The organism is Kineosporia babensis, assembly GCF_021129305.1.
In the GTDB taxonomy this organism is placed as follows: domain Bacteria; phylum Actinomycetota; class Actinomycetes; order Actinomycetales; family Kineosporiaceae; genus Kineosporia; species Kineosporia babensis.
In genome coordinates, this window is the sequence record NZ_JAJOMB010000003.1 from 473,808 (window position 1) to 490,341 (window position 16,534).

At 68.3% G+C, this 16,534-nt stretch carries 28 protein-coding genes; 6 read left to right on the plus strand and 22 right to left on the minus strand.

Annotated features, from left to right (window positions below):
- Window positions 1–2 precede the first annotated feature (2 nt).
- The 19 genes from LR394_RS08035 to LR394_RS08125 form a co-directional block, all read right to left on the minus strand.
- A complete protein-coding gene (locus LR394_RS08035; protein ID WP_231440016.1) occupies window positions 3–452 on the minus strand; it encodes a hypothetical protein in 450 nt (149 codons plus the stop codon).
- Window positions 449–694, minus strand: coding sequence for a hypothetical protein (locus LR394_RS08040; protein WP_231440017.1), 246 nt, complete (start codon window positions 692–694; stop codon window positions 449–451). The genes LR394_RS08035 and LR394_RS08040 overlap by 4 nt, the downstream gene beginning before the upstream one ends.
- Entirely contained in the window at window positions 691–1,149 is a 459-nt protein-coding gene (locus tag LR394_RS08045) for a hypothetical protein (RefSeq protein ID WP_231440018.1), read from the minus strand. The genes LR394_RS08040 and LR394_RS08045 overlap by 4 nt, the downstream gene beginning before the upstream one ends.
- On the minus strand, window positions 1,146–1,412 hold the full coding sequence (locus LR394_RS08050) for a hypothetical protein (RefSeq protein ID WP_231440019.1): 267 nt from the start codon (window positions 1,410–1,412) through the stop codon (window positions 1,146–1,148). The genes LR394_RS08045 and LR394_RS08050 overlap by 4 nt, the downstream gene beginning before the upstream one ends.
- The gene (locus LR394_RS08055) at window positions 1,409–1,690 is read right to left on the minus strand and encodes a hypothetical protein (RefSeq protein WP_231440020.1); all 282 of its coding nucleotides are present in this window, start codon (window positions 1,688–1,690) and stop codon (window positions 1,409–1,411) included. Before LR394_RS08055 ends, LR394_RS08050 begins: the two co-directional genes overlap by 4 nt.
- Before the next feature lie 85 nt (window positions 1,691–1,775).
- The gene (locus LR394_RS08060) at window positions 1,776–2,570 is read right to left on the minus strand and encodes a metal-dependent hydrolase (RefSeq protein WP_231440021.1); all 795 of its coding nucleotides are present in this window, start codon (window positions 2,568–2,570) and stop codon (window positions 1,776–1,778) included.
- Between the two features lie 9 nt (window positions 2,571–2,579).
- Entirely contained in the window at window positions 2,580–3,518 is a 939-nt protein-coding gene (locus LR394_RS08065; protein ID WP_231440022.1) for a hypothetical protein, read from the minus strand.
- A gap of 181 nt (window positions 3,519–3,699) precedes the next feature.
- Window positions 3,700–5,871, minus strand: coding sequence for a hypothetical protein (locus tag LR394_RS08070; protein ID WP_231440023.1), 2,172 nt, complete (start codon window positions 5,869–5,871; stop codon window positions 3,700–3,702).
- On the minus strand, window positions 5,868–7,934 hold the full coding sequence (locus LR394_RS08075; protein WP_231440024.1) for a hypothetical protein: 2,067 nt from the start codon (window positions 7,932–7,934) through the stop codon (window positions 5,868–5,870). Before LR394_RS08075 ends, LR394_RS08070 begins: the two co-directional genes overlap by 4 nt.
- Window positions 7,931–8,131 carry a hypothetical protein gene (locus LR394_RS08080; protein ID WP_231440025.1) on the minus strand — a complete coding sequence of 67 codons (201 nt, stop codon included), beginning with the start codon at window positions 8,129–8,131 and terminating at the stop codon, window positions 7,931–7,933. Before LR394_RS08080 ends, LR394_RS08075 begins: the two co-directional genes overlap by 4 nt.
- A 57-nt stretch (window positions 8,132–8,188) precedes the next feature.
- Window positions 8,189–8,644, minus strand: coding sequence for a hypothetical protein (locus LR394_RS08085; RefSeq protein ID WP_231440026.1), 456 nt, complete (start codon window positions 8,642–8,644; stop codon window positions 8,189–8,191).
- Entirely contained in the window at window positions 8,641–9,003 is a 363-nt protein-coding gene (locus LR394_RS08090; RefSeq protein WP_231440027.1) for a hypothetical protein, read from the minus strand. Before LR394_RS08090 ends, LR394_RS08085 begins: the two co-directional genes overlap by 4 nt.
- The gene (locus LR394_RS08095) at window positions 9,000–9,149 is read right to left on the minus strand and encodes a hypothetical protein (RefSeq protein ID WP_231440028.1); all 150 of its coding nucleotides are present in this window, start codon (window positions 9,147–9,149) and stop codon (window positions 9,000–9,002) included. The genes LR394_RS08090 and LR394_RS08095 overlap by 4 nt, the downstream gene beginning before the upstream one ends.
- Window positions 9,146–9,346 carry a hypothetical protein gene (locus LR394_RS08100; protein ID WP_231440029.1) on the minus strand — a complete coding sequence of 67 codons (201 nt, stop codon included), beginning with the start codon at window positions 9,344–9,346 and terminating at the stop codon, window positions 9,146–9,148. Before LR394_RS08100 ends, LR394_RS08095 begins: the two co-directional genes overlap by 4 nt.
- Window positions 9,343–9,834 (minus strand): hypothetical protein, encoded by a 492-nt coding sequence (locus LR394_RS08105; RefSeq protein WP_231440030.1) that lies wholly within the window; start codon window positions 9,832–9,834, stop codon window positions 9,343–9,345. The genes LR394_RS08100 and LR394_RS08105 overlap by 4 nt, the downstream gene beginning before the upstream one ends.
- Before the next feature lie 106 nt (window positions 9,835–9,940).
- Window positions 9,941–10,174 carry a hypothetical protein gene (locus LR394_RS08110; RefSeq protein ID WP_231440031.1) on the minus strand — a complete coding sequence of 78 codons (234 nt, stop codon included), beginning with the start codon at window positions 10,172–10,174 and terminating at the stop codon, window positions 9,941–9,943.
- Window positions 10,171–10,458 carry a hypothetical protein gene (locus tag LR394_RS08115; protein ID WP_231440032.1) on the minus strand — a complete coding sequence of 96 codons (288 nt, stop codon included), beginning with the start codon at window positions 10,456–10,458 and terminating at the stop codon, window positions 10,171–10,173. The genes LR394_RS08110 and LR394_RS08115 overlap by 4 nt, the downstream gene beginning before the upstream one ends.
- A gap of 100 nt (window positions 10,459–10,558) precedes the next feature.
- The gene (locus tag LR394_RS08120; protein ID WP_231440033.1) at window positions 10,559–10,696 is read right to left on the minus strand and encodes a hypothetical protein; all 138 of its coding nucleotides are present in this window, start codon (window positions 10,694–10,696) and stop codon (window positions 10,559–10,561) included.
- A 68-nt stretch (window positions 10,697–10,764) separates the two neighbouring features.
- Window positions 10,765–10,956 carry a helix-turn-helix domain-containing protein gene (locus LR394_RS08125; protein WP_231440034.1) on the minus strand — a complete coding sequence of 64 codons (192 nt, stop codon included), beginning with the start codon at window positions 10,954–10,956 and terminating at the stop codon, window positions 10,765–10,767.
- Between the two features lie 173 nt (window positions 10,957–11,129).
- Between LR394_RS08125 and LR394_RS08130 the strand changes: the two genes are divergently transcribed.
- Both LR394_RS08130 and LR394_RS08135 read left to right on the plus strand, forming a co-directional pair.
- The gene (locus tag LR394_RS08130) at window positions 11,130–11,897 is read left to right on the plus strand and encodes a GntR family transcriptional regulator (RefSeq protein WP_231440035.1); all 768 of its coding nucleotides are present in this window, start codon (window positions 11,130–11,132) and stop codon (window positions 11,895–11,897) included.
- A gap of 48 nt (window positions 11,898–11,945) precedes the next feature.
- Window positions 11,946–12,305, plus strand: a complete 360-nt coding sequence (locus LR394_RS08135) for a hypothetical protein (protein ID WP_231440036.1) — start codon at window positions 11,946–11,948, stop codon at window positions 12,303–12,305.
- A 46-nt stretch (window positions 12,306–12,351) separates the two neighbouring features.
- Here the strand turns inward: LR394_RS08135 and LR394_RS08140 are convergent, their stop codons facing one another.
- Window positions 12,352–13,188 (minus strand): hypothetical protein, encoded by an 837-nt coding sequence (locus LR394_RS08140; protein WP_231440037.1) that lies wholly within the window; start codon window positions 13,186–13,188, stop codon window positions 12,352–12,354.
- Window positions 13,189–13,627: 439 nt separating this feature from the next.
- Between LR394_RS08140 and LR394_RS08145 the strand changes: the two genes are divergently transcribed.
- The 3 genes from LR394_RS08145 to LR394_RS08155 all read left to right on the plus strand — a co-directional run bounded on the left by LR394_RS08145 (window position 13,628) and on the right by LR394_RS08155 (window position 14,905).
- The gene (locus tag LR394_RS08145; protein ID WP_231440038.1) at window positions 13,628–13,807 is read left to right on the plus strand and encodes a hypothetical protein; all 180 of its coding nucleotides are present in this window, start codon (window positions 13,628–13,630) and stop codon (window positions 13,805–13,807) included.
- A gap of 359 nt (window positions 13,808–14,166) precedes the next feature.
- On the plus strand, window positions 14,167–14,466 hold the full coding sequence (locus tag LR394_RS08150; protein ID WP_231440039.1) for a hypothetical protein: 300 nt from the start codon (window positions 14,167–14,169) through the stop codon (window positions 14,464–14,466).
- 91 nt (window positions 14,467–14,557) lie between these two features.
- Window positions 14,558–14,905, plus strand: a complete 348-nt coding sequence (locus LR394_RS08155) for a hypothetical protein (protein ID WP_231440040.1) — start codon at window positions 14,558–14,560, stop codon at window positions 14,903–14,905.
- Here LR394_RS08155 and LR394_RS08160 read toward each other — a convergent pair.
- The gene (locus tag LR394_RS08160; protein WP_231440041.1) at window positions 14,899–15,258 is read right to left on the minus strand and encodes a hypothetical protein; all 360 of its coding nucleotides are present in this window, start codon (window positions 15,256–15,258) and stop codon (window positions 14,899–14,901) included. The two genes, LR394_RS08155 and LR394_RS08160, sit on opposite strands and share 7 nt — an antisense overlap.
- 171 nt (window positions 15,259–15,429) lie before the next feature.
- Between LR394_RS08160 and LR394_RS08165 the strand changes: the two genes are divergently transcribed.
- Window positions 15,430–16,143 (plus strand): helix-turn-helix transcriptional regulator, encoded by a 714-nt coding sequence (locus LR394_RS08165; RefSeq protein WP_231440042.1) that lies wholly within the window; start codon window positions 15,430–15,432, stop codon window positions 16,141–16,143.
- Window positions 16,144–16,303: 160 nt separating this feature from the next.
- Here LR394_RS08165 and LR394_RS08170 read toward each other — a convergent pair whose 3' ends face one another.
- Entirely contained in the window at window positions 16,304–16,483 is a 180-nt protein-coding gene (locus LR394_RS08170) for a hypothetical protein (protein WP_231440043.1), read from the minus strand.
- Window positions 16,484–16,534: the final 51 nt, after the last annotated feature.

Consider the following 16,534-nt stretch of genomic DNA (forward strand, 5'->3'; position numbering starts at 1 on the left):
GCCTAGGTGGGGTACTGGGTGGTGTCGTCGGGGTTGGCTGTCTGGTAGATGGCGACGTCTGCGGGGTCGTATGCGGGTCCGGGGCAGGCGGGGAAGGTCTGGTCGCCGATGGTGGTCGCTTTCCGGTGTCCGCCGCCGTGGTGGCCGCAGCCTTTGCAGGCTGGGCCGAGGGGTTCGGTGAGTTCGACGTTTGCGCGCATCCTGTCAGGCGGGTTCGTCGGCCAGGGTGTGGCGTTCGCGGCGAGGCTGGCGGCTCGGACGTCGGTGAGGGTGATGGGCGGGTCGGTGGTGAGCGGGAGCCTCACGGCGATGCCGTGGGGCAGCCGTGATGCTGCAACGGCTGCCTCCTGCGTGGCGTAGACGCTGGGTAGGACGCGACTGCTCAACTTGGCTCGCCATCCGTCCGGGTCTGGGGTGAGCGTCAGGTCGCCGATGCGGGTCTCGTCGCTCACAGTTCGACCTCCTGCCCGCTGTCGGCCCACACGAACCGTGTGAGCCCTCCGTGCCCGTGGACCTGGACCGCGTGCTCAAGTCCGTCCGGTGCGTCCCAGTGAACGGTTGATGCGGCGGGTAGCGCGAGCCACCGGATCGACACGGCGCCGTCGGGCCACTCGACTCCGTCGGCGACGTGGCCGGTGCCGGATACTCCGGTGAAGTCCCGGTCGCGCACCATGCGGAACAGCTTCGCGTTCATTGGATGCCCCTGTTGGCGAGTTCTTCGGCGAGGCGCTCTTCGTCGTGGGCTTCGGTCAGTTCGTCTCGCAGGTCGCTGCCGCGCGGGAGGTCGAGGATGGTTTCGCCTTCGCTGTCGGTGACGGCGACCATGTCGAGCTTGCTGTACTCGGCGCCGTACATGAGGAATTCGAGGGCTGCGAGGACGGTCTTGAATGCTGGGGCGGTGCAGCGTTCGTGGTGGCGGTCGTAGACGGCGGTGTAGGAGTCGGCCACGTGAGTCCTTTCTCGCGGGATGGGGGTGAGGGCTTCGTCGAGTAGGTCGCGGATGACGTCGGCCTCTTCGACTTCACCGCGTTCGGCGATGGCCTTGATGGCGGCGTGCTGGTCGGGTCGCAGGTTGACGTTCTTCTTGGGGCCGATGCCGGGCCGCCCCCTGCCGCGCTTGGGCGGAGGGGGTGCGGGGGTGTCGGTCATGAGTCGCCGTAGGTGCAGACGATTCCGCAGCCGCCGGAACGGTGGTGAGCGCTCGTGAGGTGGGCATCGAGTTCACCGGGCGCGAGACGGCCGTCATGGACGGTGGGCCAGGTGGAGGCGCTCTGGTTCCACTGGATTGGCTCGGCACCGTTCTCGAGGTCAATGCACCGGGCGCACCCAGCTCCACGACGCCCGAACGGGAGGGGCTTGCCGGGGGCCTTGGCGTTGCAGGTGTGCTTCGTTGCTTCGGTCGTGGCGGTCATCGCGTGATCTCCTGTCGGTTCGGGTTGAGGATGTCGTCGGCGGTGCGGATGGGCTCGATGTCCTCGTGCCAGTAGGCGTCGTCGGCGCGGCGGATGTCCGCGTCGCGGGCGTTGAGTTCTGCCACGAGGGTGATGACCTCGGCCTCAGTGCCCATGAAGACGCCGTGGGTGCGGGTGTCGTCGTACTTGAACTGGTTGATGTTCCAGAGCTTCCGCTCGATGGAGACGCCCGGGTCGATGACGGTGCCTTCGGTGATGTTCGTGGCGATCTGGTTCATGGTCTCCCCCGTGGTCGGTATTTGTGGGCGCACGAAAAGCATCTGCCCGACCGGCTGGTAAGGCAAGAATATTGGGCGCACGAAATTATTGAGCTTGTAGATCCGCCAGAACCTCAGCCCCCGGATGTCCAGCCAGCACCCAAGCCAGCACGGTGACGGCGATCAGGATTGGGACGCGGATCGCGGCCTCGACCGCCGACCCGGTGCGGATCCGCCACCCGTACGGCAGGAGGTGCCTGTCTCGTCCGCGCCATGGCACCCCGGAGAGGGTGCATGCGTCGCCTGCGATGCCTGCTGGGACGCCGATGAGGACCCCGACGACGATCGCTGCGATGACCGTGGCCGGGAGCCCGCCGGGGTAGGTGCCGACGACGGCCAACGCGGTAAGCCAGGAGACGACGGCGTTGGTTCCCGTATCGATCCGGAGGCGTCGGCGGCCGAGCGTCGGGAGCGAGGAAAGCCACGCGTCGACGCCGATCAGGGCGAGCCCGGTCACGAGGGCGATCGCGACAGCGCCGAGCCCGTCCGAGAGGACGTCGAGCCAGTGCCAGGCGCCGGCGGCTGCGGCGAGGAGTGGCGCGACAAGGCAGGCGCCGAATGCTGCGGCGAACGCGAGGGGTGCTCCCCGGGACACGTCGTGGGTCCATTCGCGGTGCCCGCCCGCGAGCCGGCCGATCCACGCGCACGGGATCTGTGTTGCTCTGCCCCACATGCGGGCGGGGCTGGACGAGTGGTGGTCGGTGTCCGGGAGGAGCGCCCCGGCTGTCGCGCCGCCGACGAGAGCGAAGACGACAGCGGGGCGAGGGTCAGTGACAGCGTCCAGGGCGAGGGCTGCGAGGAGCCCGGCGAGGCTGCCGCATGGCGCGTGGGTCTTCGTCATCATCGGATGTCATCCGACCTTGGCGAGGTGTGGCTTGGACTCCGCGGCGGCCTTGGCGGCGAACCAGAACGAGCGTCCGCCGCCGTGCCGTTCGGACCACTCCTTCCACGAGAAGACCCAGGGCTCGGCGCCCTCGTGGGAGCGGATCGCGGACGCGACGAGGCGGGCTGCCTCGTCGGCCGAGGGTGGGGTCTTGGACGGTGCCGCGGACTGGTTCGTGGATGCTGCCCGCGGACGCTTCACGGACTGCCGTTCGGCTCGCTCGGCGCGGCGTGCTTCGGTCTCGGCCTGGACGCGGGCGACCTCTGCTGCGGACGCTGCTTCATGTCGTGCGACCTCGGCGTCTGCCGCTGCTTTCTCCGCCTCGGCGGCAGCGCGTGAAGCTTCGGCTGATGCAGCAGCTGCCTGCTCCTGAGCTGCAGCTTCTATCTCGGCCTGACGCGCGGCGATGTCGGCGATGGACCGTGCTTCGTCGATCCGGCGCTGGGCGGCTGCGCGTTCGCGGGCGTCTTCTGCGTCGAGTGCGCGCTGGGCCTTGGCGCGCTCGGCGGCGTCCACGACGGCCAGGTCTTCAGCGTCCTTCTTGGACGGCTTGGGCTTGGAGTAGAGGCGGGAGAGGACGAGGACCAGGACGACGCCGACGCCGGCCAACTTGTACGCCTCGGCCGAGTCCGCGGCGGTGTACGCGGACCCGCCGATGACGGACAGCGCGAGGATGCCGAGGGCGGCGAGTCGGTCGAGTCCGTGGCGGCGCTCAAGGGCGTCCACGACGTAGCAGTCGATGGCGATCGGGAGGAGCAGCGGCAGGCCGATCGGGATGCTGTCCGCGCCGAAGGGGTGCCACATGGGTAGGCCTGCGGCTTCTCCGGCGGCGATCTCTGCGTGGCTGGTCATGGCGAGCGTGGCGACTAGGGAGGCGCGTCGCAGCCAGGGCGATCCGGAGTTCATGAGTCCTCGTCTCAGGCCCCGTCTCACGGGGCGTCTCAATGTCGTCTCAGGTGTGTCTCATGGGCGTCTCGTCTCACCGTCTCAGCAGGTCAGAGGGGGGTGGCTGTGCTTGACGGTGGATGCCACCCCCCGATGGCGTTGACTGTTGAGACTGTGAGACACGTGCCGGTGTAGGCGACTGTCAGGAAGGGTCAGGCTTGATGGCGTAGCCGCCCTCGGGCAGCTTCTTCACGTTGCCCATCGCGTCCAGGCGGCGGTACACGGTGGCCCGCTCGATACCGAACCCGGCCGCCTTCAGGGCCTCCAGGATCTTCGTCACGGGCAGACCAGCCGGACCCGCCTCGGCAAGAAGGCGCGTGATCTCGTCGACGTCCGACAGCTTCACGTCCCAGCCCTCGACCAGTTCGTTGAACGCGGCATCCACGTCAGCGGCAGGACGCTGCTCAACTGCCGGCTTGTCTCCGGCTTCCTCGGCGGCGCGCTCGGCTTGAACCTCCCGGGCCCTCTCCTTCGCCTTCTCGAGAGCGTCCTGCATGTCCTGCTGGGCGCGGGCCATGCCGCCAGGGCCCTTGTACCTGTCGTCGAGCTCCGGCAGCTGGATAGCCTTCGGCCGCTCGGGCTGCGGGTCGGACGGGGTACGGGGTGCGGGTGGCATCGGTGCTTCTTCTCCTTGGGTTTTGAGCCAGTCGCCGAAGCGGATCCAGCGGTTCTTGTAGTCGTCCCCGGCGGCTTGGGCCGACGGTTCGTCGAGGGTGGGACGGCGGGCGAGGGTCGCCTTGGCGATCTCCTCGATCTGGTGCGGCAGGAGCTGGTAGGCGACGAGGGACCGCATGGGGGCGCCGGGCTGGCGGATGATCCCAGTGCCGGGGTTCGCGGCTTCGTCGATCATCTTTTGGCAGTCCCAGCCGAGGACGTATGCGGCTTCGGCGGCGTCTGCCGGGCGCATCGCGATCTTCGTCCCGGCCTGGGCCTGGATGGCGGCGGGTACGAGGTCGCTGGTGCCGCGGACGCTGGACAGGACGATCGCGAGACGCGCGGCGCGGCTGATCGTGATGAGCGACTCGAGGCCGGTCGCGAGGCGGGTGTCGCCGCGGTTCGCTGCGGTCGCTTCGGCGCCTTCGTCGAGGGTGATGACGATCCCCGGGATTTCCGGGCTGATCGTGAGCTTGTCGACGTTCAGTTTGCGCATCAGCCGCTTGTAGGCCTGCTTGCGGGCCTTCGCGACGCGGATGGCGGCGTTGATCATGCGGACGGCTTCGTCGACGGTGGACGCGACCCAGTCGATCGGTGGCGCGTCCATTTCTCCGTCGAGCCATGGCAGGAGCCACGGCGACGACATGCCGGACCCGTTGAGGTCGATGTGCCAGTTCAGGGCGTCGGTGCAGCGGGCGATCATCGCGTTGATGACCTGCAGCAGGTTCGTTTTTCCGGACCCGATCTGTCCGGCGATGAATGCCCGCGAGTTGAGGAGGTCGAGGAGGGCTTGGGCGCCGCCCTTGTGCATGCCGACCGCGAGGAGATCGTTCAGTGAGATCGGCGAGTAGTCGTCGGGGAACGGGATCGCTTGGGCGGTCGTGTCGACGGTAGACACCTTCAGCAGGACGTGCCCGCGGTCCTTGCCGGGTTCGATCTCAACGCCGCAACCGTTGGGGAGAGGTACGTCGGTGGCGAGGCCGGGCGTGAAGTTCGCGAGCCGCTGGCGGGTCACACCCCCGGCGGGCAGTCGGGCCTCAAGGGTGTACCCGACACCGGACGGCCAGTACTCGACGCCGACGACGGTCACGCCCTGGACTTTGCAGACGCGCGCGATCCGCTCGTTCCACTCGGCGCCGAACTCGGCCAGCGCCTTGTTCGCGGCGATCTTGACTTCGGTCGCAGCGGCCTCGTCCTTCGCAGCCTTGGCGCGGGCCTTCACGCGGCTCTCATGGTCAGCCATCTCCGGTGCGGCCAGGGCGGCGCCGACGGTCCCGGCGATCAGCCACCCGAAAGCGGTCGGCCACGCGGCGCCACCGAGGGTCCACGTCATCCACCCGCCCGCGCCGAGCCAGCACGCGGCCCGGGCAGCGAGCCCTTCTGGGGAGATGTCCTTCATCGCGGCGCGGACGGTCACACCGACTGCGGCGGCGACACCGACACCGATCCCACACACGGGTGCCACGTCGGTGATGTGACCGACCAGAGCGGTAGCGGCGAGAGCTCCACCGGCGTTGATCGGGGCGGCGATCGGTCCGTGCCGCCAGCTGGTCCAGTCGACCTCGACCCGCGGGGGCGCTGGCGGTTCTTCCTTCTTGCCCTTGGCCGGGCGCGGCGGGGTGGCCGCGCCCGGGGTCGGGGTCTCGGTCGCAGTGGTCATGCCTGGTTGTTCACCGTGTCCCACATGGCCTCGTTGGGCCGCGGGTTCCGCAGACGCTCGAGTTCCTTCTCGTGGACGACCTCGAAAACGTTCCGGATTTCCCCGGCGGTCGCGGCGGTCGACATCTGGCAGGCGATGACGGGTTCGATGGCGTTGCGGACGGCGGGGTCGATGGGCAGCCGGTCGGTGCCGGCCTGGAGGACCTGGAGGACGGACGCGACGGAGGCGAGGACTTCTTCGAGCCCGGCCATGTCTTCGCCCCACTGGACCATGCCTTCGGGGGCGTAGGTGGAGGCGAGGGCGGCCATTTCGTCGGCCTTGGACTTGAGCTGGAGCGCAAACTGGCTCATGGCTTCGGTGTTCCTTTCGGGCTGGGCTGTGTCTGGGCCGGGGCCCGGGGTGACGGTGTCGGCGACGGTCGGGTTGTTGAGTTCGTTTTCCTCGCGGCGCTTGCGGGCTTCTCGCTTTTCTCTGGCGGCGCGGGGGTTGTCGGGGATCGTCTTGCCGAGGGCGCGTAGGACGGCGGCGACGGCGAGCCATCGGATCCAGGCGCCGCTGGTGCGGATGCCGCGCCAGGCGGCGACGGTTCCGGCGATGCCGAGGGCGAGGGCGGTGCGGGTGATCCGGCGCCGGAACTTCGCGAGCCGGCCGAGTTTCTGGCCTTGCGCCTTTCCGTGCTTGGCCTGCTGCCGGGCGATCGCTGACCCTGCCGCGCGGGCGATCTGCAGAGGTGACTTGCCGCGCGCTGACGCGGCGCCGCGGATCGCTGCCCGCCCGGTCTGGTAGCCGCGTTTCGCTGCACCGCCAGCCCTCTTGAGGCCGGCGAAACCTTTGCGCCCGCCCCAGCCCGCGAGCCTGCCTGCCTTCGATCCGGCGACCGACTGCATGGCCCGGCCGAGACGTGACGACTTCGCGGGCGCGTTCCGTGCCCCCTTCGTTGCCGCGCCCTTGGCGGATCCTGCGCGCCTGCTGGCGCCAGTCTGGCCACCTGCGAGGCGGGATTTCAGGCGGCCGAGCGGACCCCGGGCGGTGCGGTGAGCTCCACCGCCACGGGTTCGGCACCCGAACCCGCCGACGCCCTTGGCGTGGCCACCGGACTTGCCGCCTCCAGCGGATCCGCCTGCTTTCCCGGAGTTCGGGCGTCGACCGAGGATTCCCTTGCCGCTGCCGCCGCCAGCGCTCCTGCCGGAGGCGGCAGTCTTGCGTCCGAGGATGCTGCCGCTGCGACCGGACGTTCCCGGGCGAGACAGCAGACCAGATCCACCGCCGCGGCTACCGCCACGCGACGGCGCGGTGATACCGCCGGTGCGGCTGGCCGTTGACGGCTTGGGCGATGACTTCGAGGCAGCGCCCGTCGAACCCCTGACCGATCCCGTGCCGGGCTTGCCGATCCCGGTCTTCCCTGCACCGATCCCGGCGCCCTTCGACAGGGGCGAGGCGGGCTTACTCGACCGCACCGCGCCACGGCCAGGCCCGGCAGCACCGACCCGGCTGGCGCCCGTGCTTCCCCGACTGCCACCGCCAGCTTTCGGCGCCGCGAAACCAGAGCCCTTGCGGGCTCCCCGGGACGGCATTGACAAGCCAGTGAACGCTCCACGGCCAGGGGTCGCGTGTCGGCCCCCGTTCGTCGGGCGTCCACCAGCGCGTGAGGCGGTCGGCTTCTTCCGGGCGCGTTCGGCCTGCTTGCGGGCTTTCTCGGCTTCCTTGAGTGCCTTCGTGGCGGTCTTCGGGTCGGGCTTGCCTGCCTGGGCGGCCTTCTCGCGCTGGCGTGCACGGTGCGCGGCGTAAGCGGCGGCGCCTGTAGCGGCAGCTGTTCCACCCGCGACGGCGAGACCGGCGGGGCCCCCGGTCATCCAGGCGGCGCTTCCTGCGATCGTTGTCGCGTTGGTCGCGCCGATAGCGGCGACGGGGCCCTGGATGATGAGCCGTTTGACGCCCTCGACCATCTCTTCGATGTCGTCGAGGACGCCGTCGTTGTCGGGCTCCGGGACGGCCTGCATGCCAGTGTCGGCCTGCGGGTTGCCGCAAGCGGGCGTCTCGACGGTTTCGGTGGTGGCTGTCATTGGACCACCGAGTCCCAGATGCTGCTGATGGCCTCGGCCAGGCTGGCGCACACCTCGTTGACGGTTCCCATGAGTGAGTTACCGGTTTTGGTGGAGCCGAGGAAGATGCCGAGGATGAGGCCGGCGATGACGCGTCTGCCCGTGTAGAGCATCCACGCGAAGAGGGCGAGGAGTACGACTCCGCCGGGCGTGATCATGGCTGGTCCTTTCGGGGTGGGGCCGTGCCGCCGCTGGAGGGTTCGACGGCACGACGTTCAGGAGGTGAACTTGAGGGGCTTGGAGGTGGCGCAGGAGTCGTCGCTGTTGCCTTTGCCGCCCCAGGCCCGGAGGCGGACGCGGATTTCGGGGACGTCGTTTCCGGCTTGGACGGCGGCGATGAAGCTGTTCTTGCCGCCCTTGGCTTTGACGTCGTTGCGGGTGGAGGGTTTGCCGCCGCGGGCCCAGAACGTGGTGTAGGAGTTGTTGTTGAGCCACGGGTTTTGGCCGAGGTCGATCCGGTCGAGCTTCGTCTTGGGCGTGGTGGTCCAGTGGGCGTTCCAGTAGCGGGCGTTGTACCCGTCGCTGGCGTAGTCGATCGACACGGTGACGGTGGTTCCGCCGGTGTGGCAGGCGAGGGTGAGGTGGTGGGTGTCGCTGGCGTGGGCGGGCTGACCGGTCAGGGTGATCGCGGCGGCTGCGATGGCTGCGGTCACGGTGCGGGCGGCGTTCACTGGTTCTCCCAGAGGCGGACGAAGACGGGCTCGTAGTAGGGGCGGTCGCTGGTCTGCTGGAGGAATGCGGGCCATTGGTCGCCGAGAAGGTGCTTGGCTTCGGCGCGGGTGAGGCAGTGGGGTCCGGGCTGCTCTGCCCGGCACGGGCCGGGGCGCTTCACGAGGACGGGCGGGCCCTGCTGGACGTGCGGCTTCTCGATCTGCGGTTCGGCGGCATTTGCCAGTGCCGAAGCCTCAATCTCGTCACCCCACGCGATAAGGGCCACAAGAGCGATCACTCCGATGCCGGTGTAAAACCCTGGGGGACGCGGTCCCGAATGGCCGCGCAAAAGGTGGCCCAGCAGTCCGGTGGCGCTCATGCTGCGAGCTCCCATTCGCCTTGGCTCCACCTGTCGGGTAGATCGCGGCGGCCGATGGTGAGGGGCTTGGTCTTGGGGACGAGGCGGGCGATTCCCCAGGCGACGAGCCCGGTTTGGAGGGTGATGGCTGCGGCGACGATGGTCATGCCGGGGCCTCGGTCTTGTCGTCGGCTGGCGCGTCGTCGTCTTCGCTGTCTTCGTCGGTGTCGTCGTTGCCCTTGCGGGACTCAACGATGACGAGGTGGATGACGCAGACGAGGGGGCGGATCCACATCCAGACCGGGACGGCCAGGGACACGAAAGCGACGGCGACGAAGCCGATCGCGGCGGCGATGTGCTTCACGACGCACCGACCGGATCGAATTCGGTGGAGTCCCAGCCGTACGGGACCACAGTGGCAGGGTCGACGTTCTTGCCGCCAACAGCCTCCTCCAGCGCGTCCACGTCGATGCCCTCGGGGGCGCCGAGAACGACATGCCAGGAGGGTGCTCCCGCCTGGAAGTCCTTGTTGTCGGGCATCACGTAGCAGATGTCGCCGTCGGTCGTGTACGAGCCGAAAAGGCCACCGTGGCCACGCTGGTCGGAAATCAGTGACGCGGCGGCCTCGTCGTGCACGGCGGGACGCACATACTTCAGGACGGGCTTCCCGGTAGAGAACTCGTCGACAGCCCGGTAAAGGTCGCCGTACGGTCCGACGGGCGCTGCTTCCTTGGGGGTGGCCTTGTACTGGTCGCGGCGCCGGTAGTCGTCGTAGGCGGTCCAAGCAAGGAAAGCGATACCGGTGATAGCGAGACCGGTCGCGGAAATGTCGCGCGCCTTGGTGGCGTTCACGGCTACTTGCCTTTCTTCGAAACCCAGCCCTGGACGGGCGGGAGTGGCTTGCCGGTGGTGTTGACGGTGTTCTTGCCGGGGGTGAGCGCGGGGCTCGTCTGGGCGCTCACCGGAGGGCTGCCTTGTCAAGTTCGTCGGCGAGCTGGCCGAGTTGCGCGGCGTAGGCGCGGAGTTCGTTGCTGGTGTGGTCGCTCGACGTGTACCCGTTGACGGCGCGGGCGGTGGGGATACCGTTCTCGCGGCGGAGGCCGAAGACGGAGAGGGCGCCGAGGGTGACGGCCTGGGTTTCCTGGTCGGTGTCGTACGGGGTGGTGCGGGACTCGGTCCAGGTGATGGTCATGCCGTCACCTGCCGGTGGTCGTCGCAGGGGCGGCCTTCGGTGTCGGAGAGGCCGGGGCAGTAAATGGTGTCGTTGCGCGAGCACGGGTAGACGGTCGGGAGGCCGACGGTCATGCGAGCCCAGAGTTCGCCGATCTCGTCCTGGGTGACCTTGTACGGCTCGGTGAGGCCGATCTGGTTCGGGGTGATGTCGGTCTTGTGGGTGACGACGATGCCGCGGGTGGTGTTGTAGATGGCGGGTCCGTCGTCGTCGCGGGTGACGACCCAGTTGCTGGTGTCGGCCATTGGTTTCCCCCGTGGTTTACTGGTCTGGTCTTGCGATGTGAGAGTTGCGGGGCGTTGGCCGGTCAGGTGTTTGCGCGCCTGACCGGCCGTTCGCGTTTTGTCAGGAGCCGGTGGCGTACTGGCCGCCGCCGTGCCAGACGGTGTTGTGGGCGTCGGCGAGGGTCTGGGCCTCGCCTCCGGAGACGTCGGCGAACTGGATGTCGGTGTGGTCCGGGCTGGAGCAGAAGATGCCGCGCATGGCTGGTCTCGTTTCTGGTTGAGAGTTGCGGTGGGTGGTCCGTGGCCGGGCGTTTGCGCGCCTGGTGGTCACGGGGCTGGGGCGGGTTCGGCGGTTGCGCTGACGGGTTGCCGGATGGCGTCTGAGTCGGACTTTTTGACGCGGAGTCGTTTGCCGACCCAGTGGGCGTCGAGGTCTCCGGCGGCGATCCAGCGGAGCACGGTGGTCGGGTGGACCTGGTGCTGTCTGGCTACCTGGGTTGTGGAGAGCTCGTCGTCCACAGTTCCCCTCCTTCCGTCACTTGCAGTCGATGCAGTGCATTCACTGCGTGACGATGAAGCTAGCCGCTGCGGTTAGTACCGGTCAATACGGCAGCACGATTTCTCCGGAAGATCTCAAAGACTGGGCAGTACCGGCTAGTGCCAGCACGCACCACTGCCAGTAACTTGAAGACGTGGCCCCAGAAGACGCGCAGCATGTAGTCATCGCCAACGCCCTGAAGCGGCGCATAGAGGACGGCGAGCTACTGCCGGGGTCGCGCATACCGTCCGAGCAGGCCCTGGCGGATGAGTTCGGCAGGCCGCGGCCGATCGTCCGGATGGCCCTCAACATCCTTCGCAGCAACGGCCTCATCGACACGCGCCCGGGGCGAGGCACGTACGTACGGGAGAAACCCGCGGTGATCGTCCGGCGCTCGGACAGGTACAAGCGAGGAGCGCCTGGCGGGCTACCGACGTCGCCCCTCTGGCGGGACGCTGTCAGCGCTGGACGTGCACCGGCTTTCGACCCGGAACCTCGAACGGTCACTGAGCGGGCGAGCGAACAGATCGCCTACCGCCTGCAGATCGAGCCCGGCGACCCGGTCATGCACACCAGCTACCGGTGGGTGGCAGACGGTCAGCCCGTGCAACTCTCCGAGTCGTGGGAACCGATGGCGATCGTCGGCGGGACAGCGGCGGAAGAGCCAGAGACTGGGCCGGGCGCCGGCTTGGGTGTGATTGCTCGGATGGACTTGATCGGGGTCCGGATCGACACCGTGTGGGAGGGCGTCCGGACGCGCCCGTCAACGGTCGAGGAGCGCCGTCAGTTGGCGATCCCTGAGGACGTGTGGGTCATCGTGATCCAGCGGACGTACACGGCCGGGGAGATGCCGGTGGAGACGTGCGACATCGTGATAGCCGCGGACCGGTACGAGCTCGAGTACATGATCCCGATCGACTAGTTCACCCGTTCCAAACCTCTACGCCCGGGTAGCCGGAATGGTGTGCGGGTGCGTTTTCTGATGGTGGCTGCCGTCGTCCTGTTGGCTGCATGCTCTTCTCCGGGCGCCCCGAGTGCGACGCCTGAGCCTGCTGCACCGGAGACGACCGCTGCGGCTAGGGCGTCGGGCAAGGGCCTGGCCCGGTCAGTGCAGAAGGTCATCGAGGCCAACGGCGCGACGGCGAAGGTGTCGTGCGACGATTACGAGGGCATCCCGGGCCCCGACGGTGGCCTGGTGGGTCGCGCGGGCGACATCGTGGACTGCACGGCACGCATAGAGCCGCCAGGAGCGCCGACGTACCGGACCGGGATCCGCGTCACGTGGGACGACAACCGCGGGCACTTCAGGACCGAGGAGCAAGCCCAGTAGCGACGCGGCCCCGCACCGGAAGCGATCCGGGCGGGGCCTTCGGGCGTCAGAAGGGTGCGCTGCTGGACTGGGTTGCCCATGGGTCTCCTTGGGTGCCGAACAGGCTCCCGAGGAGGCTGTCGAACTGCGTGTTCGCCGTCGGTTGGGGCTGGTAGACGGCGACGTCGGTGCGCGGCTCCGGGGGCGCTTCCTTGGTGCAGACCTCGGGGACGTTGTACTGGTACACGGTGTCGACGCACTTGCACTGCTCAATGCGTTCGTAGGTGCTGTCGTGGGCTTCCTTCGCCACGAACCCGTAACCCTTGCAGTCAGGGCATTTATTGTCTGCGTCTGGGCGCTCTACGGACTGCAGCCAGTCGACGATGAGGCCCGCCCCGGTGTCGCCGTCCCATTCTTCGTAACGGATGGCGAGGTGCAGCCCTTTCCAGGTCCAGCCGTCGGCTTCGAGGTTGTGGCAGATGCTGTTCATGGTCTTGAAGCTGATCTTGCGGGAGGCGATGGCGGGGATCGCGTCTCGGATGTACTTGGCGAAGGGATGCTTCTTCTTGGCTTGCTCCTCCTTCTGCTGCGGCTGTGGGGCGACTGCCCGAGGTTGGGGAAGGGGCGGCGCTTGGCCGTGGGTCGTGGGCTCGCTAGCAGCAGTATCCGGAGGATCTGCCTGGTCTAAGTCTTTGGTGGTAAGTGCTTTGTAAGAGTGTGGGTTGGCCGAGTGCGGTTGCGCCGAGTCGCGGTCGACCGAGTGCGGATAATCCACACTCGGCGGTGATACGTCCACGGTCGGATCCTGGGGAGTCATGTAGACGATGGTGTCGGTGACCCATTGGCCGCGCTCGGCTCGCCGCTTGATCTGCTTGACGTAGCCGATGGCCTTGAGCTTCTTCATGGCGTTCCGGTAGACCGTCTCGCCCTCTTCGGGGAATTGGCGGGCAAGGGTTCGGTGGTCGGTCCGCCAACCGTCCTCAGGGAAGCTCAATAGCCGGACAAGTAGGGCGAGTGCTTTGGAGTCCATGCGCGGGTCTTGGATGAGCTCTCGGGGCAGCCAGGTCGTTCCGGACTTGGGCCGCTCGCCGCGGACGATGTGAAGCACTTCGGTCCTGTCTGGACCCGCTACCGCCGACGCTGTGAGACACTGCTTCTACAACGTCACCGGAACTGGTCCTTGGTCGGGGAGTTTCGGTGTGGACGCCCTCAGAGTTTGCGGCTCTGGGGGCGTCGCTCTTTTGGCCTAAGCCTACCGTGTGCATACAAACGTTCGACGCACTGTGACGCCGTCTTGCACCGTTTGCCCTCCACTACTGGCGGGTCTCCCCGACGATGCCCGCATGCGCATCTACGCGGGTACTGCTCTGATCGCTGCCGTCGTGTACGTGGCCGGGTTGCTTCTGCCGCCGGACACGGGGGCTGCGGTCACGGGGATCGCGGCGATCTTTTTTCTGTTCTCGGTGGCGATGATCGGGGTCGAGTTGATCCGGTCGTGGCAGGAGGATCGGCGGGAGTGGTGAGTCTGTCGGTGGTCGGTCGTACGCTGGCCGGAGTCGAGCTAGGGGGTTGGGATGCCTGAATACATCACGCCGGAGGAGTTGTCTGTGGCTCTGTCGCGGGCTCGTGCGGCGTCGCTGGATGGTTCGGTGAACATGACTGAGTTGGTGGCCCGTCTGGAGGTCGAGACGGGTCGCACGTTGCCTCCGGCCGTGTCGGTGCCGTGGGATGACCCGTCGGTGCCCCCTCAGGCCCGGGAGCTCGGCAGGCGCATGCAGGCTCGGTCCCTGGCTCGGCTGGAGGCGTTGGTTGAGGCGGAGGAGCGGGGTCGGCGTAGCGCGTGAGGCGGCCGGTGGTGTGGGCGTTGGGGGCGTTGCACGGGGTGGACGCGGATCTGCCGGATGTGCGGGATGGCTCTGGTCTTCCGACGGCCGGCGAGTGGTTGGCGCGCGCTCAGCCGGTCGTTGACCTCGAGTTCGGGTCCCTGTGGGAGTTGCAGGTGTCGTCGCTGCGGGGGCATCCGGGGTATCGGGCGTTGGTGAGGCCGATGCCGGAGCTGGGTTTGAACTGGTCGGTGGAGGGCCGTCTCAGCCTGCGGGATGGCGTTGAGGTGATCGAGGTGGTCCTGGCGGAGGTTGAGGTGTGGCCTCGGGAGTGGGGCGAGCCGTCGGTGGATGTGTAGGGCGTTCGGTCAACTACTCTCAGGTACTGCTACCTAGCAACGCACGTCCGTTGTAAGGTTCTTCCATCGGCACAAACGACGGGGGAAACCAATGAACAAGATCGACAACACCTACCGCACCACCAAGAACGGCGCGAAGGTCGTCTACGGCCCCGCCAGCCAGGTCATCGCCGGGCGCACCGTTGCCGTCGTCAAGGCCAACAAGAGCGTCGAGCACGTCGCCATCGCCAGCATCGGCAAGCCCTTCGCCGTGGGCAGCGTCCAGTACGTGTACGGCTACCTCACCGCTCAGACCAGCACCCCCAGCAAGCCCCGCAGCGGCTGGTCGAACGCCTCCCGCAACCGGTACGGCAACCGCCGCTCCTGCGTCTCCGGCGGCAACTGCTCCAGCTTCGGCAACGGCAGCTCCTGCGGCGGCCACGACTGCGACGGCTACTGATGGGCACCCGCGTCAGCCACTGGGCCCACCTCACCGGGCGCGTCCTTGCCTCCCAGTCCCTGCCCCGCCACCAGGGCCCCGGCGGCCCCACTGGCGCCGAATACGTGCGTGTCACCAGCATCCGAGGGCACGCCGTCCAGGGAATCGTGATCGTCGAGCTCGACGGCATCGTCGAGCTGTGGACCAATCAAGACCCTGACGACGTCCGAGTCGTCACGTCCGAGCCGTCCATACTTACCCACACCACCGACGTAGCCCGCCACGACGGACCCATGACTCTGTATCAGGCCATGCAGCTCCTCGATGAGGCGGACGGCAAATGGCGGGCCGTCGCCCAGCAGGCCATCGCCCACTCGGTACCTGGCGGAGTCCGCGGCCACCGTCACCGCCCGCGGCACGAAGAGATCGCCCTTGAAAGGTCCCGGCCGCCCCTGCCTCACGCTCAGTCGTCTCGGTACACGCGGGCCCGTATCCGCCGCGTCGGCACACACCGGTGGTCCGCCGACCTCGGACACGGCAGCTCAATGCGGCCACTCGGCGAGCACGACACCCACGAGGCGGCCCTCGCCGCCGTGCAAGCTGGCCACGATGACGCCTGGCGGACTCTCCGAGCCTGGCTGGCCACCTACGTCGCCGGGGCCTGGACCTTGGCCAGCGAAGAGCTGTCCATTATTGAGGAGGACCGCCTACCCGGGCCGGCCGTCGCCGAGCTCCTCGGCATCGCATCCGGCACCTGGCGCGGCTATGTCTCCCGAGGGCAGGCCCCTGCACCGGACGGACGCTCCGGCGACGGTCGCCCCTACTGGACCACGGCCACCCTGGACGCCTGGGACCGCCCCGGCCAAGGTGCTCGCACCGACCTCCACACCGACGACCCACAGGGGGAAACAATGTCCACCACCACCTCATTCGGTTCCTGGGTGTCCGCTGACGCCACCAACCTCACCGTTGAGGAGTCGATCGCCTCCTATCTCAGCGGCGGCGACATCGACTGGCTGGCCCGCATGGAAGAGTCCGGCGCCGTCGATGCGATGGCTGCGGACTACCGTGCCGCGATCAACGAGGCGCTGCCCGACGGCGTCAGCCTCGCCGGGAACGAGTTCTACGGCCCGCACGCCCCGCACGAGCGGGCCTGGGACGGCTACCCGGTGACCGAGGACGGCGACCTCGACCTGGCCGCGATCGTCGAGGGCATCGACCTCGCCCCGATCCTGGAGCGCCACGACGTCAGCAGCTAACCGCCGAACGCACAGAGCGCCCCGGACCAAGTCAGGTCCGGGGCGCTCTGCTGTTCCCGCACGGGCCGTCCTGCCGCTCTGGGCTGGTGGCTGGTGTCCGCTGGGTCGAACCGCGGCCTCCCGGCCTGGGGAGGCGATCCTCGGGCCGGGAGGGGAACGTCTAGTCGGGGTCGCGGGTGAGCCACGCGTCGACGTGGCGGGGCCGGTGTCGGGCCCACCGGTAGCCGCCAGTGGATGCGTTGTGCACGTACGGCTCGTATTGGCCGAGTGCGGCGCTGGGCTGGACAGGTGCGGTCAGGGGGCGGCCGTCGTCGCCGAGGACGGGTTTCCCGTTTTCCATGCGGACGAGGGTGACGCGCCAGCGAGCGTCGATGTGGTGGCCTGCTGCGGG